This window comes from Acinetobacter sp. 1542444 (assembly GCF_000581835.1).
Classification (GTDB): domain Bacteria; phylum Pseudomonadota; class Gammaproteobacteria; order Pseudomonadales; family Moraxellaceae; genus Acinetobacter; species Acinetobacter pittii.
On record NZ_JEYA01000007.1, the window covers coordinates 104,905 to 130,397 of the forward strand.

Annotated in this window: 23 protein-coding genes; 3 read left to right on the forward strand and 20 right to left on the reverse strand. The window is 37.3% G+C overall.

Annotated features, from left to right (window positions below; translation table 11 throughout):
- Window positions 1-217: 217 nt before the first annotated feature.
- Window positions 218-1,102, reverse strand: coding sequence for a methylisocitrate lyase (gene prpB / locus J580_RS20980; protein WP_005071840.1), 885 nt, complete (start codon window positions 1,100-1,102; stop codon window positions 218-220).
- Window positions 1,095-1,805: a GntR family transcriptional regulator gene (locus J580_RS20985; protein WP_001153627.1), complete on the reverse strand. Its 711-nt coding sequence runs from the start codon at window positions 1,803-1,805 to the stop codon at window positions 1,095-1,097. The genes prpB and J580_RS20985 overlap by 8 nt, the downstream gene beginning before the upstream one ends.
- A 45-nt stretch (window positions 1,806-1,850) precedes the next feature.
- On the opposite strand from J580_RS20985, the gene J580_RS23415 reads away from it, so the two are divergent.
- Together J580_RS23415 and J580_RS20990 are read left to right on the forward strand one after the other, a co-directional pair.
- Window positions 1,851-1,985, forward strand: coding sequence for a hypothetical protein (locus J580_RS23415; RefSeq protein ID WP_080759770.1), 135 nt, complete (start codon window positions 1,851-1,853; stop codon window positions 1,983-1,985).
- A gap of 335 nt (window positions 1,986-2,320) precedes the next feature.
- Entirely contained in the window at window positions 2,321-3,535 is a 1,215-nt protein-coding gene (locus J580_RS20990) for an aromatic amino acid transaminase (RefSeq protein WP_005309021.1), read from the forward strand.
- Window positions 3,536-3,583: 48 nt separating this feature from the next.
- Here J580_RS20990 and dld read toward each other — a convergent pair whose 3' ends face one another.
- From dld to lldP, 4 genes are all read right to left on the reverse strand, one after another.
- Window positions 3,584-5,290 carry a D-lactate dehydrogenase gene (gene dld / locus J580_RS20995; protein WP_032005716.1) on the reverse strand — a complete coding sequence of 569 codons (1,707 nt, stop codon included), beginning with the start codon at window positions 5,288-5,290 and terminating at the stop codon, window positions 3,584-3,586.
- Window positions 5,291-5,673: 383 nt separating this feature from the next.
- Window positions 5,674-6,819: an FMN-dependent L-lactate dehydrogenase LldD gene (gene lldD, locus J580_RS21000; protein ID WP_032005718.1), complete on the reverse strand. Its 1,146-nt coding sequence runs from the start codon at window positions 6,817-6,819 to the stop codon at window positions 5,674-5,676.
- Window positions 6,816-7,568, reverse strand: a complete 753-nt coding sequence (gene lldR / locus J580_RS21005) for a transcriptional regulator LldR (RefSeq protein ID WP_004711163.1) — start codon at window positions 7,566-7,568, stop codon at window positions 6,816-6,818. The genes lldD and lldR overlap by 4 nt, the downstream gene beginning before the upstream one ends.
- Before the next feature lie 19 nt (window positions 7,569-7,587).
- Window positions 7,588-9,255: an L-lactate permease gene (lldP, locus tag J580_RS21010; protein WP_171071989.1), complete on the reverse strand. Its 1,668-nt coding sequence runs from the start codon at window positions 9,253-9,255 to the stop codon at window positions 7,588-7,590.
- Between the two features lie 373 nt (window positions 9,256-9,628).
- Here lldP and J580_RS21015 point away from each other — a divergent pair, with 373 nt between their 5' ends.
- Window positions 9,629-10,999 carry a phosphomannomutase/phosphoglucomutase gene (locus tag J580_RS21015; RefSeq protein ID WP_032005721.1) on the forward strand — a complete coding sequence of 457 codons (1,371 nt, stop codon included), beginning with the start codon at window positions 9,629-9,631 and terminating at the stop codon, window positions 10,997-10,999.
- A gap of 70 nt (window positions 11,000-11,069) precedes the next feature.
- Here J580_RS21015 and J580_RS21020 read toward each other — a convergent pair whose 3' ends face one another.
- The 14 genes from J580_RS21020 to J580_RS21080 form a co-directional block, all read right to left on the reverse strand.
- On the reverse strand, window positions 11,070-12,209 hold the full coding sequence (locus J580_RS21020) for an acyltransferase family protein (protein WP_032005723.1): 1,140 nt from the start codon (window positions 12,207-12,209) through the stop codon (window positions 11,070-11,072).
- A 153-nt stretch (window positions 12,210-12,362) separates the two neighbouring features.
- Window positions 12,363-13,379, reverse strand: a complete 1,017-nt coding sequence (gene galE / locus J580_RS21025) for a UDP-glucose 4-epimerase GalE (protein ID WP_032005725.1) — start codon at window positions 13,377-13,379, stop codon at window positions 12,363-12,365.
- Window positions 13,372-15,042 (reverse strand): glucose-6-phosphate isomerase, encoded by a 1,671-nt coding sequence (pgi, locus tag J580_RS21030; RefSeq protein WP_032005727.1) that lies wholly within the window; start codon window positions 15,040-15,042, stop codon window positions 13,372-13,374. Before pgi ends, galE begins: the two co-directional genes overlap by 8 nt.
- Complete coding sequence (locus J580_RS21035; RefSeq protein WP_032005729.1) at window positions 15,039-16,301, reverse strand: nucleotide sugar dehydrogenase; 1,263 nt, start codon at window positions 16,299-16,301, stop codon at window positions 15,039-15,041. Before J580_RS21035 ends, pgi begins: the two co-directional genes overlap by 4 nt.
- 117 nt (window positions 16,302-16,418) lie before the next feature.
- Window positions 16,419-17,294, reverse strand: coding sequence for a UTP--glucose-1-phosphate uridylyltransferase GalU (gene galU / locus J580_RS21040; protein ID WP_032005730.1), 876 nt, complete (start codon window positions 17,292-17,294; stop codon window positions 16,419-16,421).
- A 24-nt stretch (window positions 17,295-17,318) separates the two neighbouring features.
- The gene (locus J580_RS0104490; RefSeq protein ID WP_025470407.1) at window positions 17,319-17,939 is read right to left on the reverse strand and encodes a sugar transferase; all 621 of its coding nucleotides are present in this window, start codon (window positions 17,937-17,939) and stop codon (window positions 17,319-17,321) included.
- 12 nt (window positions 17,940-17,951) lie between these two features.
- Window positions 17,952-18,779, reverse strand: a complete 828-nt coding sequence (locus J580_RS21045) for a glycosyltransferase (protein WP_032005731.1) — start codon at window positions 18,777-18,779, stop codon at window positions 17,952-17,954.
- Window positions 18,780-18,785: 6 nt separating this feature from the next.
- Complete coding sequence (locus tag J580_RS21050; protein ID WP_032005732.1) at window positions 18,786-19,820, reverse strand: glycosyltransferase family 4 protein; 1,035 nt, start codon at window positions 19,818-19,820, stop codon at window positions 18,786-18,788.
- A gap of 7 nt (window positions 19,821-19,827) precedes the next feature.
- Window positions 19,828-20,865, reverse strand: a complete 1,038-nt coding sequence (locus J580_RS21055; RefSeq protein ID WP_032005733.1) for an EpsG family protein — start codon at window positions 20,863-20,865, stop codon at window positions 19,828-19,830.
- Window positions 20,866-20,877: 12 nt separating this feature from the next.
- Window positions 20,878-21,822 (reverse strand): glycosyltransferase family 52, encoded by a 945-nt coding sequence (locus J580_RS21060; protein ID WP_032005734.1) that lies wholly within the window; start codon window positions 21,820-21,822, stop codon window positions 20,878-20,880.
- Window positions 21,806-23,011, reverse strand: a complete 1,206-nt coding sequence (locus tag J580_RS21065; RefSeq protein WP_032005735.1) for an oligosaccharide flippase family protein — start codon at window positions 23,009-23,011, stop codon at window positions 21,806-21,808. Before J580_RS21065 ends, J580_RS21060 begins: the two co-directional genes overlap by 17 nt.
- Before the next feature lie 38 nt (window positions 23,012-23,049).
- Complete coding sequence (locus J580_RS21070; RefSeq protein ID WP_032005736.1) at window positions 23,050-23,820, reverse strand: oxidoreductase; 771 nt, start codon at window positions 23,818-23,820, stop codon at window positions 23,050-23,052.
- A 3-nt stretch (window positions 23,821-23,823) separates the two neighbouring features.
- Window positions 23,824-24,510 carry a cytidylyltransferase domain-containing protein gene (locus J580_RS21075; RefSeq protein WP_032005737.1) on the reverse strand — a complete coding sequence of 229 codons (687 nt, stop codon included), beginning with the start codon at window positions 24,508-24,510 and terminating at the stop codon, window positions 23,824-23,826.
- Between the two features lie 10 nt (window positions 24,511-24,520).
- The gene (locus J580_RS21080; protein WP_032005738.1) at window positions 24,521-25,492 is read right to left on the reverse strand and encodes a Gfo/Idh/MocA family protein; all 972 of its coding nucleotides are present in this window, start codon (window positions 25,490-25,492) and stop codon (window positions 24,521-24,523) included.
- Between the last annotated feature and the right edge of the window lies 1 nt (window position 25,493).

Below are 25,493 nucleotides of genomic sequence, written 5' to 3' on the forward strand. Positions count from 1 at the left end.
GTACCATTTTCACTTCTTATTTCAGGATTAACCTTCGGTTCGACCTACTTTTCTTTCGGGAAAAGTAGGCAAAACCATTGTCATCTGCAAAACTCGTCCACAACCATCGAATATCCTATCTCTCGCAGAACCATTTTTTAAAAATGTAGTCCTGTCTCAAACAGTTGCAGATGACGCCTCCGAGTATCAGATTCCAATTAATCAACTTTTTAATTTATTACTTCTTTTTAGCAAATGCGTTGTCTAAGTAGTCTTCAAACGCGTAGTAATTAATGCGTTCATATAACTCTTTACGCGTCTGCATAATATCAATCACGTTCTTTTGCGTGCCTTCTTTACGTAAGGTTTCATACACAGTTTCGGCTGCCTTGTTCATGGCACGGAAAGCAGAAAGTGGATAAAGCGCAAGGCTTACATCGGCAGATGCTAACTCTTCAGTGGTAAACAGTGGTGTAGACCCAAACTCGGTAATGTTTGCCAAAATTGGTGCGCCAGTCTTCTGAGCAAATTGCTTGTACATATCAAGCTCGGTAATTGCTTCAGGGAACAACATGTCTGCACCCGCTTCAATGTAGGCACCCGCACGGTCAATTGCAGCTTGTAAGCCATCTACTGCCAATGCATCGGTACGCGCCATAATCACGAAGCTGTCATCACCACGCGCATCAACCGCAGCTTTAATACGGTCAACCATTTCTTCTTGAGTCACAATGGCTTTGTTCGGACGGTGACCACAACGTTTTGCGCCCACTTGGTCTTCAATGTGCATTGCCGCAGCACCAAACTTGATGAGTGCTTTTGTAGTACGGGCAATGTTAAATGCAGAAGCACCAAAACCTGTGTCCGCATCGACCAATAATGGAAGATCACAGACATCAGTAATACGGCGTACGTCTGTCAACACATCATCAAGGTTACTAATTCCCAAATCAGGTAAGCCTAAAGAACCAGCGGCTACACCACCACCTGATAAGTAAATCGCTTTATAACCTGCACGTTTTGCCAAAAGTGCATGATTGGCGTTAATGGTTCCAACCACTTGTAATGGCTTTTCTTGGGCTACTGCATCGCGAAATAGCTGACCTGCGGATTGTTTAGCCATTGTTATGTTCTCCTTGTGCTTGTAGCAGTGTTTGCTCAATAATTTTGTAAGAAGCATTGATATGTCGATGCATGAGCAGCTCAGCAAGTTCACCATCGCCTTCTGCAATTGCATCTAAAATACGGATATGTTCGTCCCAAGCTTTGCTCGGTCGATCGGGTGTGTTTGAAAACTGAATTCGGTACATACGGATGAGGTGATAAAGCTCATCACATAGCATTTTTTCTAGCGTTTTATTGCCACTACTTTTGATAATGCAGTAGTGAAAATCGTCCTGCCCTTCTTGCAAGTAATATCCCTTACCTGCTTTAAAGTTTTCATCTTCAGCATGCATACGTAAAACATCACGTAGCGCCAAAATTTGCTTTTTATCAATATGCTGTGCAGCAAGTTTGCAAGCCAAACCCTCTAAAGACGCACGAATCTGGTAAAGCTCTTTAAACTGTTGCAGTGAAAGCGAAACCACGCGCGCACCCACATGTGCAGTACGCTCAACCAAACGTTGCCCTTCAAGGCGATGAATCGCTTCGCGCAAAGGCCCACGGCTAATGCCATAAGTGCGTGCCAGTTCAGGCTCGGAAATCTTGCTGCCTGCCGGAATTTGACCCAAAACAATCGCCGTCTGTATTTGCTTAAATACATTCTCGGTCAGTGTTCTTCCCTGACTTTGTAATGGCTCTGGTGCGAAGGTCAAATCTTGCATATTGTCGACAATTTTTAATCAATTATGAGTTTTATAGCGGTATGAATGAAAAAAATCAAGGTGATTGTTGACACTTTGCAGAACGCATCAGGTCAAATTTTATCGTTAGACCTGTTATCTCACCTTATATTTAAACCATTAAACCACTTACTATTTAATATTTATAAAACAATTATTTAGGGTTATTTTATCCATGGTTTTATGACTGTTTCTCGCTTGCTTTTCGACCGCTAATCTTTTGTTTCAAACTTTAGTCTACAACCAATGTATTACAGCAAGATTGTAGACAATCTGCTTGAATGAAAGCATGAGTTATAAATTAGTATCTATTTACCGTAATTTCTTTTAAATCTTTTTATCATTTTCATCCAGAAAATATCGATATTAGTGAAATTATCAGGTGCTTCACGGTAGCTTTATTGATACATTATTGAGCATCGACATAGTTGTGGCGTATTTTTCGAGACAGAAAAAACCCAGCACTATGCATATTGTTGAATGAAAGGACTTTTTTGATGTTTCAACATATCCCCCCATACGCAGGCGATCCAATTCTCTCTTTAATGGAACAGTTCAATGCTGATACTCGTTCTGGAAAAGTGAACTTGAGTATTGGTCTTTATTATAACGAAGACAGCATTGTTCCTCAGTTAGAGACCATTATCGAGGCGCAAAAGCGTATTGAACCTAAAAACGGTAAAACCAAACTTTATTTGCCAATGGAAGGCTTCAAACCTTACCGTGAAGCAATTCAAGCACTTTTATTTGGTGCAAACAGCCCAGCAGTTAAAGCTGGCCGTGCTGTAACCATCCAAACACTTGGTGGTTCAGGTGCATTGAAAGTTGGTGCGGACTTTTTAAAAACTTATTTCCCAAATTCAGACGTTTGGGTAAGCCAACCAACTTGGGATAACCACGTTGCGATTTTCAATGGCGCTGGCATCAAAACTCATTTCTACCCATATTTCGACAACGAAACACGTGGTGTAGATTTTGACGGTATGCTTTCTACACTTAAAACTTTGCCTGAGCAAAGCATTGTGTTATTGCACCCATGCTGCCATAACCCAACGGGTGCTGACTTAAACCCAGCGCAATGGGACCAAGTAATTGCAGTATTAAAAGATCGTAACCTTATTCCATTCCTAGACATCGCTTACCAAGGTTTCGGTGACGGTATGGAAGAAGATGCGTATGCAATCCGTGCTTTAGACCAAGCGGGTCTAAACTTCATTGTGAGCAACTCGTTCTCTAAAATCTTCTCTTTATATGGCGAGCGCGTTGGCGGCTTAACTTTCGTATGTGACGACGCAGAAGCTGCTCAGTGCACATTCGGTCAGTTAAAAGCGACTGTACGCCGTATTTACTCTAGCCCTCCTACTACAGGCGCTTGGTTAGTTGATGAAGTGTTAAATGACGCTGAACTTAACCAACAATGGCAAGGCGAAGTAAAAGAGATGCGTGAGCGTATTATCAAAATGCGTAGCATCTTGAAAGACGAGCTTACTAAAGCGCTACCAGACCGTGACTTTAGCTACCTTGTAAACCAAAAAGGTATGTTCAGCTACACAGGTCTAACTGCTGAGCAAGTGGATATCTTGCGCGAAGAATATGCAATCTACTTAGTACGTAGTGGCCGTATTTGTGTAGCAGGTTTAAACATGAACAATGTTTACACTGTTGCTAAAGCAGTTGCTGAAGTGCTTGCTAAATCAGTAGAAGCAGCATAAGACATCTATTAAAAAAGGCGCTTCGGCGCCTTTTTTTATGTCTCGATATTAAGATTTAGCCTTACCCCAATATTTCAGTTTTGAGGTATGGCCAATCCCCACATTAAAGCTATTGGTTGGGTCGAGTTTTTGATAGAAATTCGCTAAGGCAGGTTTGGCAATGTAAAGATGCCCGACATTATGCTCTGCTGGATATTCAGCACGGCGTGCATCCAGCAACTTCCACATTTGATGTTCCATTTCTAAAGGGTCATGGCCCTTTTTAAGAATATAGTCCTGATGGAACACATGACAAAAGAAATGCCCATAATAGAGTTTATGGATGATTTTATTTTCCATCTCGGCTGGTAATTGCTCTACCCATTCGCGGTCATTACGACGTAACGCAATATCAAGCGCCACAATATCTTCAACTTCACTACGATGCGTATCACGATAACGAATTGCCGCTCCTGCAATCGCAAAGCGGTGCAAGAACGCTTTTCGGCCTTCCTCTTCGCTACATACGAAATAGTGACCAGACTGATGCACCGCAAAATATTCTTTTAAAAACTGCTCGGTTTGTGCTTTTGAATTTTTTTCCACACGTAGCACTAAATGGTGCTCATAACGATCTCGATATTCGGTCATACGCTTAGGCAAATGACTCGGTAAAAAGAAGGTAATGGCCTGTAAAATATGGTCTGTTAAGCCTTTAATTTTAAATCGTTCTAAAAAGCCATCGACTTTATCTTTCATCGCAAAAGCTTTGGGAACATTGGCTGTGCCAAATTTTTCAATAAACAAAAACGTGTCTTTCCCGTACTTTTCACCAATTAAATAAGCATCTCGGTGGATATATTCACCTGCAATCGGCAAGCTTGGTAGTGAGGTTAGTAAATAACGGCGAATCGCTGTTAAATCATCAGCATCATTAGTACCAATATAAAAGACATTACTTTCTACTTTTTCATAAGTATCAAGGCGTACCGCAAACACACAGACTTTACCAGCCGAACCAGAAGCCTCAAACAAACGTGACGGGTCTGCATTAAAACGAGCAGGCGTATCTTCATCGACTTGAGTCACATCGTGGGCATAACGATGGTCAGACGCCTGTTTTTCACTGTCATCTAAAATATCTATAGCTTGGTATTGTTGCTTCTCTAAACGAGTCAGAATTTCTTCAGGAGTCGAGCCTAAATTTACGCCTAAATGATTTACCAGTTCTAACTGACCAGTAGCGTTTACCTGAGCATATAACGCCAGTTCAGTATACGCAGGACCACGGCGTACCAATGCACCGCCAGAGTTATTACAGACACCGCCAAGTACCGATGCACCTATACAAGATGAACCAATTACTGAATGTGGCTCACGGTCATAACCTTTTAAAATTTGCTCTAAATTATCTAAGGTTGCACCTGGTAAACAAATGACTTGCTTGCCGTCATGGATGACTTGAATACCCTTTAATCGGCGAGTACTCATCACCAAAACAGGACGGTCATAATCATCGCCATATGGCGTTGAACCACCAGTGAGTCCTGTATTGGCCGCCTGCATAATCACAATACAGTCTGCCTCAATTGCAGCCTGCAACACTTGCCATTGCTCTAGCAAGGTCCCTGGTACAACCACTGCAAGTACTTTCCCCTCGCCAAAACGACGTCCTTGACGGTACTGGCGTGTGCTTTGATCATCGGTCAAAACATGCGAACGCCCTACAATATTTTGTAAGCGATCAATCACTGCTTGAGGAGAAAATGTTTGCATGATGGTTTCCTTTTGGTCATCCATACCACATAGTTTTTTAAAAATCAGAAAAGCTCGACGGAGTTTTTCCGTTTAGAACTAATATTTAAAGTAGCTAATTCCATTACTTTTGTTTTGGCATGAGTAGCGACTAAAGCTACGCAAGATCAAAACCATTTCACTTAGCACTAGCAGCTAATCTCTAGGTGTTAGATTTAATTCAAATTGGCTACGCGTTGGCGGCAGGATGCCGCCTGTTGAGCAACTGTACAAGGAAGTACGGTTTGCTCAACAAAAGATTTTTGGTTACTTTTTTAAAAAAGTAACGTCAATTAGCTACTTCCATTGAACTTTTTCCGATAAGGCTCCGTCGTGCCAATATCATCAAAGTTAATACGGAAACGTTAGAGCTTCATCGCCTGTACTAAACAATCCGCATTAATATCCGAAATCGACTTAGCACCTGTCAGCGTCATCGCAACACGCATTTCTTTATCAATCAAATCAAGCAAGTTCGACACCCCTTGCCCACCTGCTGCTGCCAAGGCATAAACAAACGCACGGCCAAGTAAAACCGTATCGGCACCGAGTGCCAACATACGCACCACATCTAGACCATTACGAATGCCTGAGTCAGCCAAAATTGCTAGGTCACCTTTGACGGCATCAGCAATTGCAGGCAACGCACGAGCAGACGACATCACGCCATCTAACTGACGACCACCGTGATTCGACACCACAATCCCATCTGCACCAAAACGTACAGCATCTTTGGCGTCTTCAGGGTCTAAAATACCTTTAATCACCATTGGGCCATCCCAAAACTCACGGATCCACTCAAGATCTTTCCATGAAATGGATGGATCAAAGTTCGAGCCTAACCAGCCAATATAGTCTTCAAGCCCAGTTGGTTTACCTAAATATTTAGAGATATTACCCAAGTCATGTGGACGACCCATTAAGCCGACATTCCATGACCAGTGCGGATGGAACATAGACTGCATATAACGGCGCATCGCAGCATTTGGTCCACTCATACCCGAATGTGCATCACGGTAACGCGCACCTGGCACAGGCATATCTACGGTAAATACCAGTGTTGAACAACCTGCTGCTTTTGCACGTTCTAAAGCATTACGCATAAAACCACGGTCGCGTAATACATAAAGCTGGAACCACATAGGGCGATTAATTGCAGGTGCAACTTCCTCAATCGGACATACCGAAACCGTTGAAAGCGTAAATGGAATGCCCTTTTTATCGGCAGCCATCGCGGCCTGCACTTCACCACGGCGTGCATACATGCCAGTTAAACCTACAGGCGCCAATGCAACTGGCATCGTCAAGGTTTCATTAAACAGTTTTGTCTCTAGACTTAACGCTGACATGTCATTAAGCACACGTTGACGCAATGCAATTTCTGACAAATCTTGTACGTTACGCTTTAAGGTATATTCCGAATACGCTCCACCATCAATGTAATGAAATAAAAATGGAGGTAAGCGACGTTGTGCCGCAGCACGGTAATCATTGCCAGAAGAAATAATCATTTTGAATCAACTCTATTTAAACGATTTGCACGTTTCTGGCGAGCTTCGTCTTCATCCAGAGAACGCACATGATTAATCACAAATTCAATATGACCGCAGACAGCTTGGCGTGCGGCCTCGGGATCTTTACGATCAATAGCATCCATCACCTGAAAATGCTGCTCGCTGAGCAAGTCACCATTTACGGGGTCGTTATAAACTTTCTTACGCCCTAACAAGACGTTGTATTGCAGCAAATCAAATAGACTTCGCATCATTTGAATCAGCACCACATTGTGGGATGCTTCAGCAATCGCTAAGTGGAATTCAGCATCCGCGACCGCAGCCTGTGCTGAGTCACCCGCATTTTGGTGGCGGCTAATTTCATTAAAATAATGATGAATTTTGGCGCGATCTTCAGGCGTTGAGCGCAATGCGGCATACCATGCCGTGCCACCTTCAAGTAGTAACCGCGCCTCTTGCACATCAAAACGGTACAGCGGATCTTCTTCAATCAGGTTACTAATTGGGTTCACAATCAGTTGCTGTGGCCACTGTTCAGGTAACTGCTGAATATAAGTCCCATCGCCACGGCGGCTAATGAGTACACCTTGACTATTGAGCTGTTGAATTGCTTCACGCAAAGACGGACGAGAAACTCCTAAGCTAGTTGCAAGCTGGCGTTCAGCAGGCAAACGGTCACCTTTTTTCATGTGACGCTCTTCAATTAATGCCTGCAATTTCATGACCACTTGATCGGAGATTCTCATCGCGTTTCCTTCACTGGAGTTATGGAATCATCCACGGAACCAGATAAGCCTGAACCGTAATAATGATGCCAACAAAGACAGTGAATATGATGCTATGTTTTACCGTGAAACGGAACAAGTCAGACTCTTTTCCAACTAAGCCTACTGCTGCACAAGCAATGGCAATCGACTGCGGAGAAATCATCTTACCTGTCACACCACCACTGGTATTGGCAGCCACAAGCAACACTTCCGGAATACCAATTTGCTGCGCTGTAGTCGCCTGTAATGCCGAGAACAAAGCATTTGAAGATGTATCTGAACCCGTAAGGAACACACCAAGCCAACCCAAAAATGGCGAGAAGAAAGTAAACGCATGACCCGTATGCGATAGAGCCAAAGCTAAAGTTGCAGATAAACCTGAATAATTCGCAATAAAAGCAAACGCTAACACCATACCAATCGAGTAAATCGGTGTTTTTAACTCATTGAGTGTTTCACCAAAGGTTGTAACTGCCTCACTTGCTTTCATTTTTAAGAAAATAGCAGTGATGATTGCGGCAATAAAAATTGCAGTACCTGTTGCAGAGAACCAGTCAAACTTATAAATCGCTTCGTATGGTTTCATCTCTGCCACAATTGGCGGCATTTTTTCGACCAATTTGTGCAAATACGGTACTTCAAGTTTAAAAATCCAGTGTTCAAGAGCACCATCTTTTGCAAATAATGCTTTAAATGGCTTAACGCTCCAGATGGTCACCATCACTGTTAAAATCGCAAATGGAGACCACGCTTTAGCAATTTTTCCAATGCTATAACGTTGAACTGTAGTAGGTTGTTGAGTTAAAGTTTGACCCGACTCAGGTTCAAAACGGAAAATATGTTTTGGTTTCCAAACACGGAACAGTAAAGTTAAGCTCACCAATGATGCAATTGCTGCGGTAATGTCTGGCAATTCAGGACCAATGAAGTTAGATGTAAGATACTGGGCAATCGCAAAAGCGCCACCACCGACCAATACCGCAGGCCAAGTTTCCTTAACACCACGCCAGCCATCCATAATCGCCATGATCCAGAACAGCACAATAATGACTAAAAATGGCAACTGACGACCAACCATTTGGCTAATTTCCATGGTATCTACACCAGAAACCTGCCCCGCCACAATAATTGGAATACCCATTGCACCGAATGCCACTGGTGCTGTATTTACGATCAAACATAAACCAGCAGCGTAAAGTGGCTTAAAGCCTAAACCAACAAGGAGTGCAGCGGTAATTGCTACAGGAGCACCAAAACCCGCCGCCCCTTCAAGGAAAGTACCGAATGCAAAACCAACCAATAGCATTTGCAGACGTTGGTCTTCGGTAATCGACAAAATGCTTGAACGAATAACCTCAAACTGACCTGTTTTTACCGAAATTTTGTATAGAAAAACTGCCCCAATAATGATCCATGAAATTGGCCATAGACCGTAGAAGAAACCGTAAATGATTGACGCAAAGGCCATTTGACCCGGCATTTGATAGAAAAAGAGCGCAATTAGTAATGCAATAATGACTGTGCCCGTACCCGCGATACTGCCTTTTAAACGAAAAACTGCTAGTGCTAAAAAGAAGAAAATAATCGGGATTAATGCAACCGCACTGGACAGCCAAATATTATTTAAAGGGTCATAAAGTTGTTGCCACATATTGAGCATTGTCATCTCCTTGAAATGCCGGGGCGAATTTTTGTACCTTAAATTCTTAAACATTCAACACAATTGGTATGACCAATTAAAAATTAAGTGCAAATGTTGTTCCTTAAACCACAGACCGCATCATAAACACAGATATTAGCAAGATCAATAATTAAATAATCATTATAATTGGTATGACCAATAGCACTAAGCAAAATCAAGTAATTCCTAATTTATAAATTTATTTATTAGACTAAAGTCGTAAAAATCTTTCTCATAAATTTAGATATGAATTACAGAAATGAAGTGAAAAATTTGAATATAAAAACTATAAACATACCTGTTTCATGATCTATGTATAATGTGCACACAACTCAAACCACATGTATTGAATTGAATAATGACTACTTTAACGTGTTTTAAAGCTTATGATATCCGAGGCAAACTCGGCAATGAATTGAATGAAGAAATCGCCTATAAAATTGGCCGCGCGTACGGACAAATCTATAAACCAAAGACTGTTGTTGTAGGTTGTGATATTCGTCTAAGCAGTGAGGGTTTAAAACAAGCGACTATCCGCGGGTTAAATGATGCGGGTGTCAATGTTCTTGATTTAGGCATGACAGGTACTGAAGAAGTTTACTTCGCCGCCTTTCATTTAGATGTACAAGGTGGTATCGAAGTTACTGCGAGCCATAACCCAATGGACTATAATGGCATGAAATTAGTACGAGAAAATGCTCGCCCAATTAGTGCTGATACCGGTTTAAAAGAAATTCAGGCTTTAGCAGAAACTAATAACTTTGAAGAAGCTAGCCAAAAAGGTACAACGCAAAGCTATAACATTTTGCCTGAGTTCGTTGATCACCTAATGACCTATATTGAACCAGCAAAAATCCGCCCACTTAAGTTGGTGGTTAATGCTGGTAATGGTGCAGCTGGTCACGTCATTGATGCCATTGAAGAAAAATTTAAAAAGCTTAACGTACCTATTGAATTTATTAAAATTCACCATGAAGCAGATGGTACTTTCCCAAATGGCATCCCTAACCCAATTTTAATTGAAAACCGTGACAGTACCCGAAATGCTGTGCTTGAGCATAAAGCAGATATGGGAATTGCTTGGGACGGCGACTTTGACCGCTGCTTCTTATTTGATGAAAAAGGTCAGTTCATTGAAGGCTACTATATTGTTGGTCTATTGGCTCAAGCTTTCTTGATTAAGCAATCAGGCGAGAAAATTGTGCATGACCCGCGTTTAGTGTGGAACACATTTGATATCGTAGATGAATACAAAGGTGTCGCTGTACAGTCAAAATCTGGTCACGCGTTCATTAAAGATGTGATGCGTGAACACAATGCCGTATATGGTGGTGAAATGAGTGCCCATCACTATTTCCGTGACTTTGCTTACTGTGACAGCGGTATGATTCCGTGGCTACTTACGGTTGCCCTGCTTTCTGAAACAGGACAATCACTTTCAACACTCGTTGAAAATATGATTACCAAGTTTCCTTGCAGTGGTGAAATCAACTTTAAAGTAGCTGATACACAGATCACTATTCAAAAGATTTTTGATTTTTATGCCGATCAAAATCCACAAATTGACCGTACCGATGGTGTAAGCCTCGACTTTGGCGCATGGCGTTTTAATGTGCGTGCTTCAAATACTGAACCGTTATTACGTCTCAATATTGAAAGCCGTGCAGACCGCCAAGCTCAGCCAATGCAGCATTATGTAGATGAATTGAATAGGTTGATTCAATCTTAATATCTTTATTTTTAAAGAGATGGAAAAATTATTTTCCCATCTCTTTTATTTTCATCTAAGGCCTTACACACTATAATGTTTTTTCAAAAATTTTATTTTTATTCAATATTAAATTAGATAATTTGTTAGAGAATCTGATTGCAAAATCATCAACATATCTACTATATAAAAATGAAAAGGTGATAGAAAAAAACAGAGAGACAAATATAGAAATTAGTGCAGAAGTTAAAAAATTGAAACCTTCACTGAAAAATATATTAAATATTGGGGCTCCTAAAATATACATAATAGGAATATGAATTAAATATATTGAAAATGACAACTTACCTAATAACAAGAAAATATTTTTATTAAAAAAATTATCAATAATATTGGATTTAATTGATGCAAAAACAATTAATCCTCCTCCAAAAAAGTTTAGAATATTATATGTCCTTTCCCCTAGTATTTTACTAAAAAAATTATAACTAATACTCTCATTATGGGCTCCACAGAAATACAAGCCAACAATAAAAAGAAAAATACATACAAATTCAGGAATTCTTCTAGAAAAAAAATATAGAAAGTGCCCAAGTATAAAACTTAATATGCCTAAAAATGCTATAAATGATAATGACATCGAAGCCAAAATACTTATTAAAATAAATAAATATTTAATAATATTATTTTTTTGAAAAAAACAAATAAAATAAATAATTAAAGAACCTAATAATTCTATTTGCATAGTCCACAGAACAGGGTTGTACTTTGCTTCTCCAAAAATAAATGATCCTATCGCACCAGAGTATATAGCATCGAATAAATTAGGAACTTTAGACCCTACTGAACGGAACCATTCCGATACATTCTCCAGATCAACAGAAAAATGAAGTACGGCCCACATTAATACACAAGAAAAAATTGCAGGTATAGCTAATCTAGGATAACGCTTAATTAAAGATTCTTTTAACTTTCTTTTTGAATCTTTTGATTTTAAGAAAGATAATGTTAACACATAACCACTTAATACAAAAAATACAAAAACAGCCCCTGTACCAGAATAAAAAAATGCAAAGGGGGAATTATATATCGATTCAATAAATTCAAATTTTGGTAAGTTACTACTATAAAAATTATGTAGTTGAGGAAAGAAAGTTCCAAAAAAATGTGAAAAAACTACGGCTAGACAGGCTAACCCCCTTAAACTTTCAGCGGAGTGTACTTTATCCATTAGAAATACTTTTATTAATAAAAAATCTTCAAATATAGTTAGAAAATACTTCTAACACTTTTAATATCTTAAAAATATCTGATTAAATGCTTTAGTTCTATATGAACTAAAGCATCAAAATAATTTTTAAAAAAATTTACTACAAACGAAGCCTTATTTATACCCTGTAGGATTATGCTTCTGCCAATTCCAGCTATCCTTAAGCATATCTTCTAAACCATATTGTGGTTGCCAACCTAGCTCAGCAACTGCACGAGCGTTATCGGCAAAAGATGTTGCTACATCGCCAGCTCGACGTGGTGCAAACTCAAAAGCAACGGGGACACCATTAACCTGTTCAAATGTATTTTTAACTTGCAAAACTGATGAACCATTACCTGTACCAATATTCCATGGCCTGCAACCTGTCGCTTCTAATCGATTATTTAGAGCACATAAATGTGCATTCGCTAAATCGACTACATGGATATAGTCACGTACCCCAGTCCCATCTACAGTATTGTAGTCGTTACCATAAATAGATAGCTTTTCACGGCGACCTACAGCAACTTGAGTCACATATGGCATTAAATTATTTGGAATACCTTGTGGGTCTTCACCAATACGGCCACTCTTATGTGCACCAACTGGGTTAAAATAACGAAGTAATGCGATTGACCATTTAGAATTTGACTCTGTCAGTTTTTGCAATAATTGCTCAACAATCAGTTTTGTATAGCCATAGTTATTACTTGGCATACCTGTTGGCATATCTTCATTTAATGGAGATATATTGGCCTCGTCATATACGGTCGCAGAAGAACTAAACACAAGTGTATAAACACCAGCCTTTTCCATTGACTTAACGAGTTGAATACTACCAGCAATATTATTATCAAAATAAATCAGCGGTTTTTCCTGGCTTTCACCAACTGCTTTTAAACCTGCAAAATGAATAACCGCATCAATTGAATGTTCCTGAAACACGTGATCAAGTTCATTTGCATTACGAATATCACCTTGCACAAAAGCTAAACTCTTTTGTGCGATATCCTGAACTCTCTTTAATGATTCTTCAGAGCTATTTGATAGATTATCAAAAACAATAACTTCATGGCCAGCATTTAAAAGCTCTACACAGGTGTGTGAACCAATATAACCAGCTCCACCAGTAACTAGGATTTTAGCCATCTACTTTTCCTAATAATATTTTAATTAATCCACGTGTTGAGGCATCTAATGATGAAAGATCATTTTGAACCCCATTTAAAATAGGTAATAGCTGATCAGCAATCTGTTTACCTTTTTCGACACCCCATTGATCAAACGGGTTAATATTCCAAATTACAGACTGCACAAAAACTTTATGCTCATATAAAGCAATTAACATTCCCAAACTATATGGATTTAACTCTTTCAATAATAAGGTTGAACTCGGTTGGTTACCTTCATATTGCTTGTAAATCGGCAGTTTTTCTAATTCAGTTGAGTCTAAAGCGTCATTACCAAAGGCCAATAATCTTGATTGGGCCAAACAATTCGATAATGCAAGATGATGCTGTTCGACCAAAGCGTCTGCATTTTCAACATAGGTAAAATGGTCAGCGTTATAGCGTTGGACTGGGGCAATAAAGTCACAGCTGACTGCTTGAGTTCCCTGGTGTAATAACTGATAGAAGGCATGTTGAGCATTTGGTCCAACTTCACCCCATACAATTGGGCACGTATCGAGTTCGACTTTTTGACCGTCACGTTGTACCGATTTACCATTAGATTCCATTTCAAGCTGCTGTAAATAAGCAGCGAAATACTTTAATCGACCATCATAAGGCAATACGGCATGTGTTTGAATATTTAAAAAATTATTGTTCCAAACGCCTAATAATCCCATTAAAACAGGAATATTTTGCTCATAACTTGTATTTTGAAAATGTTCATCTATTGCATGAGCACCAGCTAAGAGTTGTTGAAAACCTTCAACCCCGATACTCAGCGCAATAGGTAAACCAATGCATGACCACAATGAGTAACGGCCACCTACCCAGTCCCAAAGCAGTAATTGATTTTCTGGGGCAATCCCCCATTCAGTCATTTTATCTGCTTTTGTTGATACTCCAACAAAATGACTTTTTAAAACTCGGGCATGTGTTCCCAAAGTTTTTTCAAGCCACTGACGTACGGTTTGGGCATTTGATAAAGTATCAATCGTTCCAAAAGATTTTGAAGAAATAATAAATAGTGTAGTTTCTGGACGAAGTTGGTGGAGTAATTCCGATAACTGACTACCATCCATAGTCGATACAAAGTGAACATTTAAAGGTTTAGCCGTTTTCACTTTAAAATCTGACAACGCATGCGTGACCATTTGTGGCCCTAAATCAGAACCACCCACACCAATGTTCACAACATCTTGAATCACTTCACCAGTTGCACCACGATATTGTCCAGCATGGATCTTTTCCACTAAAGCATACATACGTTGCAACTGACTATGGACTTGTGCCGTTAATTCTGGAAACTTTGAATAGTCAACTGGCAAGCGTAATGCCCAATGCATTGCCGCACGTTGCTCTGTACAATTTACTTTGTTTTGTGAAAAAAGACGCTCTATCCATTGATTTAATTGTTTAGTTTTCGCAAGAGCAATCAATTGTTCCAAAATGTCTTTCGTAACACGATGCTTACTATAATCAAAAACTAATGGATCAAATTTTATAGAATATTGTTGAAAGCGATCCGGTTCTGATGCGAACAACTCTTTTATATGTAACTTTGAATTTTTCTCACCCATTAACTGTAATTTTAGTAAAGGTGAAACCAACTCTTTAGGAAATTTCTCGATAGATTTACTCATAAACGACCTACTCCTTCATAAGCAAAGCCCTTAGCCTTTACATATGCTGGGTCATAAATATTACGCCCATCCAAAATTAAAGGATGTTGCATCAATTGTTGTAACTGCTTAAAGTCAGGACTCCAGTACTGTTTCCATGCGGTAACCAAACATAAGGCATGTGCACCTCGAGTAGCCTCATATTGATCAGTACACAGTATTAAATCCTTACGGTCACCATATGTAGCGGCAATTTCATCTAATGCTTGAGGATCATGCAAACGTACAGTTACACCTTGCGCCCACAATGCAGCTAATAAAATATGAATTGGCGAGTTATGTATGCTTGAGGTATTTTCTTTGAAGGATGCACCCCAAATAGCCACGGTTTTACCATTCAAATTACAATGATAGTAATTCCACAACTTACGGAATAAAATTTCTTTTTGTTGTTCATTAATCGCCCATACCTGCTCTAACAGTCGACTTTTCGCCCCAGTTTCAGAAACAGTACTCGAAAGGGTTAAAATATCATGCGAAAAATTTTCACCGCCAAAACCAACTCCAGCGGACAAATAAGCCGCACCAATACGTGTATCAGCCGCAATACCATGCTTTACGTTAGCTATATCAATACCGAGTTTCTCTGCCACCATAGCTAAGTCATTCATATAACTAATGCGGGTCGCCAACATGCCAGAAATACTAAGTTTGGTAAACTCAGCATCCAAGATCGGCATAAATAAATATTGATAACTAAAACGGAAAAATGGGCGTAACAGCTCTTGCATTGTATCCCGTGCATGATTGGACTCAACACCAACAATGACATGTTTTACATTCAATACGCTGTTAATAGCATTCCCTTCTTGAATTACATCAGGGAAATAGACCCACTCGTCTTTTGGTAAATATTGTTTTAACTGATCAGTTCCATGTAAGCCAAACGTAGAACCATTTACCATTAATCTAGGATGAACAATAGGACGTTGGCTTAACTTCTCAACCGTATTTAAAGCAAGTTGCATTTGTGTGGGGCTAAAACAGAATAAATAAACCTCAACATCAAGAGGAATAGCAGAAAAAGGACTTTCTTGTAGAAAACCCGATCTTCTTTGCTTATTTAAATAATTATTAACTTCTTGATCTTGATAGGAAAGTACAGAAATATTTTCTTCGCAGGTGACACTTGTGCACCAATAAATCTGATTGCCATATTCAGCTAGTAATGCTGCCATTACACCAGCGTGTAAGGTGGTTCCAAACACTGCGATTTTCATTGCACACCTGATTTTTTAATATTCTATAGATTTCTCTTCCCGTTAAGGGAAGAGAATATATTGATTGTTTATTATATTCAGCAGTTTTTACAAATGCTTAAGTAGAACTACACAATACTACAACTTAAGTTCTTGAATTAACTGTTTAAATTCTAACCCTAATTTAGGATGTTGAATTCCATAATGTAATACAGCTTTTAAATAACCAAGCTTACTACCGCAGTCAAAAGTTTGGCCTTGCATACGATAGGCTTCAACAATATCTGTTTCTTGTAACATCGCAATCGCATCTGTTAACTGAATTTCATTACCCGCACCTTTTGGCGTGTTTTCCAAAAGTTGCATAATTTTTGCAGGTAATATATAGCGACCCACCACAGAAAGATTAGAAGGTGCAGAGCCAACAGCAGGTTTTTCAACAATGCCTTGCATAGCAATACTTTCACCCTCGTTAGGGCTATGTGCTACATCTACAATCCCATATTGATCAACAAGGTTATCAGGTACGGCTTCTACCATAATCTGTGCGGCTTGGCTGGCATCATAACGTGCAATCATACGGGTTAAATCATTTCGCCCCGAGTCATCTTTTACCAAAACATCTGGTAATAACACAGCAAAATCATCTTGGCCAACAATACTCTTTGCACATAAAACTGCATGCCCTAAACCTAAAGGCTGAGGTTGTCTTACACTTACAACACTCACATGAGGTGGAACAATTTGGGTAATTTCTGCAAGTAAATCAAATTTCTTTTTTTGCTCTAATGTTGTTTCTAATTCAAAGTTTCGATCAAAATAATTTTCAATTGACGCTTTTGAAGAGTGAGTTACCAAAATAATTTGTTCAATGCCTGCTTCAATTGCCTCACGCACCACATATTCAATGGCTGGACGGTCAACAACAGTCACCATTTCCTTTGGAATTGACTTACTTGCTGGTAAAAAACGTGTGCCTAGACCGGCTACGGGTAAAACTGCTTTTTTGATCATAACAAAGATTTCAAGATATAAAATTTACTTTACAGAAGAATCAACATTTTCTGGAGCATCATTACCTTTAAATAAAGATGGTCCAACATGTCCTGGCGCGTTAATGCCTTCACGTTTAGTCATCACTTTGACTGTTTTAAACATAATTTTAAAGTCAACCCAAACATTGTGATTGTCGACATACCACACATCACACTTAAATCGTTCTTCATAGTCAAGTTCATTACGGCCACTTACCTGAGCCAAACCTGTCATTCCAGGACGCACTTCTAAACGACGTGCCTGCTCTGGTGAGTATAATGCAACAAAGTCTTTAAGCATTGGACGAGGTCCAACTACACTCATGTCACCTTTCAGTACATTAATGAGCTGAGGCATTTCATCTAAGCTTGTAGAGCGCAATTTCTGACCAAATGGGGTAATACGTGCCTCATCTGGCAATGGGTTTCCTTCTGCATCAAAAGCATCTTTCATTGACCGAAACTTAATCATTTTAAATAATTTTCCGTCCTTTCCTGGTCTTTCTTGATAGAAGAATATGGGTGACCCTAAATTTTTACGAACCTTATAAGCAACAATCAGAAATATTGGCGACAGCACAGTTAAAGCTATTAAAGAAATGACTATGTCTACTAAACGCTTCATATTTTCATTCACTCATTTTTTAATATCTTTACGAAGAAAGGTATTATAAATTTTACCCAATAAATTTGCTGGTAACAGTCTAAACGCAGACCGTACCAGAAACAGCATGTTAGCATATAGAGGATTTTGTAACTTTAGTTGTTTTTTTAAATCTAGTAACTGTTTTTCACTTTTAATATATTGGAAACCTTTACGACGTCCATGCATACCATTATCAATGCGTGCATAAACCAATACATCTGGTAAGTTCTGAATTTTATGTCCCTTAGCGATCACCCGTAAAAAGAGATTATAGTCTTCCATCCACAAATGATGTTGATAGCCACCAACCTCGAGAATATGGGACTTCCGATATGTAATCGTCATATTATTAAACGGACTTTGCTTCTTTGCATAATTTCTTAGATCTTCATTTGATAAAGGAACGTTACGCATACCTGTCGGGTTTTGAGTATCTTCAACAAACTCAAGAATTTGCCCCCCTACAATTGATACATCAGGATTTTTTTCTAAAAATTTAATTTGTTTTTCAAATCTTTCTGGCACATAAATATCATCTGTATCAACTATACATACAATGTCATAGGTACATTCTTGTAATCCAATATTTTTTGCTTTCCCTGTTCCAACATTTTTTTCAAGCTTCTTAATATGAAGAACTTTACCTAATTTCTCTTGCCATTTAGCAATAATTTGATCTAATTCAGGTGATAAAGGGCCATCCTCAATTAAAACAATTTCTGTAGGTTTTAAAGTTTGTTTATCCCAAATGCTTTCCATACAAGCATTAAAGTGTGCTGGATGCTCTTTGTGATAAATAGAGCTTAATACAGAAAACATAAAACTTTATCCTTGCAAGACTTTTTCAATCCAAATTTTCAAAATTTGTTCAGGTTGATATTTTTTAGCATTTAATAACGATTCTTGAGAAAAGCACTCTAACAAATCTGGAGATGACGCAAGTTTTAAAATTGCTTCTGCTAATTTATCAATATTTTGATCTTCCACTAATAATCCATTTTTATTTTCTTGAATGACGTCACTTGGGCCATATGGACAATTATATGAAACAACAGGTAAACCAAAACTTTGTGCCTCTATTAACACCATGGGTAAGCCTTCATATTTTGATGACATTACAAAGAAGTTAGATTGTTCGTATACTTGCTTTACGTTAGAAGTTGTCCCCATTAAAGTCACATTTCGAAGAGAATTTCTAGTAATGTAGTCATCTAACATTGAATAATGTTCACCTTCTCCGTAAATATTTAACTGCCACTCAGGAATAGATGGCTGTATTTTCTCCCATGCTTGAAGCAGATGCATATAATTTTTCTGCTCAGTTAAACGGCCAATTGTTACAATCTGTTTATTATTCTGCTGATGTGTTGAGCTAATAGGAAATGGCGAAAAATTAGGTATCACAAGCACATTTGAATGAAATTTATCAAATTGCTCTTTATCATTTTGAGTAAGAGTCACAACTTGATCAATTTTTCGATATAACAGTTTACTTAAAATTTGTATTTTCTGAGGACGACTGACAAAAGAAACATGTTCAAGCACCACTAATTTTTTAATATTTGGTACAAAAGCACATAGCAAAGACAATTTACCCATATTATGAACAACTACTACATCATAATGTGAGGTAGAAATATATTCTTTAAGTTTGATATAAAACTGAAATAAATTACCAGATAAATTTACTACCTCCACATTATCAGCAACAGGATATGCGGTATTATTTTTAGTCGACTCTCTGTTTAATAACGTAATATCATAATCTTCTATAGCTGACATTTTATTGGCTAATTCAACAGCGACACGCTCAGAACCAGATTTATTCTTTAAAGAATTAATTATAAAAAGAATTTTCATATATTACTCAATATAAAGGAGAAAAGTACAAATCGAGAAGATAAGGTGCTTGAAAACCTAAAGTTATAACTATTTGTAAAATAAAGTAAACTATTGCAAATAATAAACAGTAAAGTTTGTTAAAGCGACTTAAAAACAAAATTGGTAACACAAATATTTCAACATATGAAAATGCCGTTGATAAACGACCACTCATAATAGCAAACTCAGAGAATCCCACCCTTGCTGCTAAAGCTATAACCATTAAATAAAGAAAGAACTTATACTCATCTCTTTTTAAAATATTTTCTTTTGAAAAAAATAAAAGAAATGAAACTACAACCATAGTTCTTATATTTGGTAGACTAAATAATGCAATATCTTCTGAATAATTATCAGTACTTGCATAACTCTGCAATCTTTCAAATGATCCAACCAAAAAATTTAATAAAAAAAACTTAAATAAAACAACAAAAACAAAAAATGCTAAAATTAAGGTTATTTTAATTCTGTCTATTGAAAGTAAAAAGTTATTTTTTAATAAGTAAAATATAACAGCAAATATAAAAACTAATCCCGATGTTTGATGTATAAAAAATGATACTATTAGAACACACCAAGCAAAGAGATCTGTCCTAGATTGGAACAATCTAACTATAGAGAATATCACCATACTTATAGCTAAACCTTGTCTCATCTGCATAAATTGCTGCATAAAGAAATAAGCGCTGGGGACATAGAATAGCAAACAATAAAAGTATGGTAATTTTAAAGCTCTTGCAGTTTTATAAATAAAATAGAAATTTAATAAAGAAAAAAATGAAAAAAGAAGAAAACTAGAGCTAGTCAAATAACTTAGTAACCAACTGTACCAACCGAATCCTATTTCCATCCCTGTTTGTACATAAAATTCTTTTGGATTTAATAAGTTGTAATTGTTAATATATTTGAAAACATCAAAATATATCTGAGTATCAGGAGTAGCACCCCTATCTCCTACTAGAATTGCTAAAGGAATACTTAATATAAGAAACCATAAGAACTCTTTTTTTACTCTCAAGATCATCTCAATAGCAACCTAAAAATTCAAAGTTTTACAATCAATAGATTCGAACAACTGATAAAATTCAGCATAGTTTTTACCTAAATTTTCTTCATGTAGCACTATTATTTCAATATTTCTCAAGGATGCAACATTAAGAGCAGCTGTACTAAGCACAGTATAAAGTTCTACAAAATAACCCTCTATCAACAATTTTAAAATGTAGTCTTCAAATATTAATGGTGAATCAATGTAATCTATTCCATCATACCTTTTATTCTCTCGAGGGTGCGGAAAATAATATTCCACTCCTATTTTTTTTATAAAACTTAAAATTTTCTCAGCGTCACCACCCTTTAAATTATGAATAGGTTGTCCTAAGAAAATCTTAATTTTTTTATCAAATAATGGTAGATCAGCAGCAGATATTATTGGAATATAACTAGTATTATCTATAATATTCTTATATCCCTTATAGATTGAAAAGTGTTTTTCACTCTCATTAATCACTCTTTTAGTGCTATACTTATTTCCTAAAGACTTTAATACAACTCTTTGTAAAGCAGATTTATTCTGATAATTATAATAATTACTTTTCTGATAAATATTTGCAGTTCCATCATCAAAAGTTAAAATTTGATCCTTTTTCACTACTGATAATAGTAAATGAAAAAAAGGATTATCTATACTAGCTAAATAAATCTTACTATATTTATTTTTTAAAATTTTAAAAAGATAAAACTTAAAGCGAACGAAATCAAAAATTCTATATATTTTATTTTCAGAATAAACTATAAACCTATATGAGTTCTCACAAACCAGACTTAACTTATTGAAATAATGGTCATATTTTTCATTTTTATTATATGATAAACATAGTACATCATAAGATGCAGGATTTTGCTCTACAATTTTTGATGCTATTAACATTTGTAATGGTGTTAAACAGACCAACAAGTTTTTATTAGATTGTTCTCGCATTCTCGACTCTCTTCCAAAAAACTATTAGCAATACAAAATTACTTATTAACAATGCATAAGGAATTAGTTCTACGGATTCTTTTGCAAAGAAATATAAAAAGACTAGATACACGATTGATGATAACGTTGTTATCTTAGAAATCATTAGGTTTTTGCCATGATAAAAGAAGTAATTTACCAACATAAGATATGGTAGGTTAGCTCCAAAGCCCAGTAGATACATCACAACATAGTACTTTGAACCCACATAACTTTGTCCTAAAAACCATAAATATACTTGTTCAGGCAAAAGCCAACCTACTACAGCAGGCAGTATACTTAAAGGCAAGCTGTATAATGTATATTTTTTTATCTTAGTTATAGTTAAAGAGTTATCCTTAAGTGCTTGATAATAATATGGCACAATCGCTTTATTGAGTGCCATTAGAATAATTGGTAATACAGCTGCTATTTGTACACCAGCTGAGTAAACTCCTAGTTCTGCTTTTGAGTATTGTTGATAAATAAAAATACGATCTAGTTGCCCTTTAACAAAGAAGCTAGACTGATGCAGAATAAGCGGTAGCCCAAACGAAAAAATATAAAATAGCCCGAGACGCAGTCTTTGCCATGTAAAGCGATAATTATCTCTAAATAGATCGCCCAATATCAAACTTGCAATTAAAAATGTAGTAAAATTAGCAATAACAATGGCTAATATTCGATAAGCTACTAGATCTTGACTGAAGTATTCAAGAGCAGCAACTGTAAATAGGACATTGGTTAAGGATAAAATAATTTGGATTGTAATATATTTGAACGGTTGCTTTTGACACTGTCTTAATGCAAGTTGGACATTGACAAAAGATTGGAACATTGTTGCCAGTACAACATATGCCATGATTTCCGCTTTAAACCACCAACAACCCAGCAAAAGGACGAAAGAAATAGCAATATTAAATAAATAGCCCGCTTTAACAACTGTATTTAAAGCTTTTTTACCGTAAAAATAGAAATAACGTGTAACAGCACCATCTTGACTTAATCCAACAAATATAACAAATAAAGACAACATAGTTAGGTAATATGATAACTCCCCAAAACCTTCTGGGCCAAGTTTACGCGTTAAATATGGCAACATCAGAAAGGGGAGACTTTTCGCAAAAAGCTCCCCAATCAAATAAATAAAGCTATCTTTTAATACCTTCATTCAATAGCCCTATACTTTTTGATTGCACTAAATTTCATTTATAAACTAAAACCGTCATCTACAATAATATTTTGCCCTGTTACATATCTTGATTGTTCAGAAAGTAAGAATAAAACTGAACCTATGATTTCTGTAACATCTAACATACCAGCCCCATGAGTATGGCTCTTATATGCTTCTAAGAATGGTTCAGGTTGATGATCAAAGATACCACCTGGACTTACACAATTAATGCGGAATCGACTATCGTTGACATAAGCAACTGTGTATTTGTTTAAATGGAGTGTTGCCGATTTAATTGCAGCATACTCAACAGGCATTGTCATTTTTGTGTTGTTATAAATATCAAATTTTGGAGCAACGACTCCATAAATAGATGAAATATTCACAAGCGAAAAAGGAGTCTGACATTGTGTAAAATATTTTGCACATTGCTGAGTGAACAAAAACATACTACCTAAATGTAGTGATAAGTTCTCATTAAAGCTTTCAAGGGTCACATCAAAAAAATGTGAACCATATGTCTTATTACGTGGATATGTTGTATTAACAGCTCCATCAATTTTAAGATCTGTTGAAAAAAATGACTTTACACTTGATTCATTTGTTACATCTAAAGAAACCAACGATAACTTTTCGTTTGTAGGATCAACTCCCAAACTACTTAATCGAGTTGCCATAGATTCAAGGTTTATATCAGCAGCAATAACTTTTGCGCCTTGCTCTAATATAGCCGCCACCAAACGTGTTCCTAGTAGTCCACCGGCACCAGCTACTAAAAAGGTTTTATTCTCTAATAAATTTTGCATCAGTTATTCACCTTTAATAATAGCTTCAGCTAAACGAAAATCGTAAATATCATCAATATCCACAGCTCTTGCTTTTGGCACTTCAATACTCGCAACTTTTCCTGAAAATAAACCATAGTTATTTAATACAAACTCAGGTGTTGTCGCATAGACTACTGTTGTAATATCAAAAACTTTGGGAGCATCTTGACGGCGTGATACCTCACCTTCAGGCTGATTGACAAGCTCAACAAAACCAGCCTCATTGTACTTAACCATATTGAAATATGGACTGCGGCTTGCAGGTGTAACTGCAATACAAATATCAGCTGTCTCTGCTTGTCTTTTTAAAATCGCAGCCTCTACATCCTCTTGGCTACGTAAGGGACTAGTTGCAGGTAAACTAACGAACCCGTCAAATGAGCCATAGTGCTCAGTTGCCCACTCAACTGCATGACGCCAAGACAACCATTCTGGACTTTGATCAGTTGCTAGTTCAGCAGGTCGCTCTATAAGAGTTGCTCCACCTTCTATAGCGACTTGTGCAATAGCCTGATCATCTGTTGAAACAAAAACTTGTTCAATCAAATCCGATGCTAAAGCGGTATCAATTGAATATTGTAATAACGGTTTTCCTGCCAATGGTTTAATATTTTTTCCAGGTAAACCTTTAGAGCCGCCTCTAGCAAAAATAAATGCAAAATTTCTCATATAAGCAGTCTCATTCTTTCGTCACAAATTCTTTCATCTCTACAATCAGACCTACTGTTCTTTCAGCTTCTTGCAGACTTATAGATTGGTTTGGCTGTCCGTTTATTTTTCTAATAAAATCGGTAACCATTTCTAAATACATTTGATTTTTATCCCACTCAGGGGCACTATAAATTTCTTGTTGCTCTTTAGCCTTAATAAGCACAACTTCATTTCGAATTAAATCCCACTCAATACATCCTTCACTGCCAATAAAACGGCATTTACGATGTGCTTTACGCTGCAAAAAGTCTAAGTGGATATTAACAACAGCTCCTTTCGCTGTTGTCATTAAAAGATCGGCATTATCCTCGACTTCTAAACCGAGCTCTTCTGAAGCACGTAAAACGACATATTTAGGAGTAAGCGAACCTAAAATCCATTGAGCATAATCTAACTCGTGGCTCAGCTCTAATAGGACTCCTCCACCCAATTCAGTTTTAGCAGATACTGTTTCGCGATAATCCTTGGTAGGTCGCCAATCTGGTAAATACTGACCAATTTCAATAAATGCATTATATAAGTTTCCAATGACACCCTCTTGTATCATTTGTCGTACTTGCTGCGCTGAAGGTAAATAGCGCAAACAGTAACCTACTGCTACAGGTGTCTTATACTGGGCTTCTGCATCAATTAAAGCTTGAGCATCTGTCTGGGTAACTGAAACTGGTTTTTCTATTAATACAGGGATACCTGCTTTAATAAGTGGTATTGCATGTTGGGCATGAAAAGGAGCTGGTGAGGCAATTATTGCAAACTGAACTTGCAACTGAATAATTTCATCAATACTTTCTGCTATATGATCGCTATCAGTCACCGGCTCTTTAGGAATACGACCACTAGCAGACATCACAATTAATTTTGCCTCAGGAAAAAGCATTTTAAGGTTACGACGATGTCGGGTAGCAATATTACCTAAACCAATAACAGCAATATTTTTCATA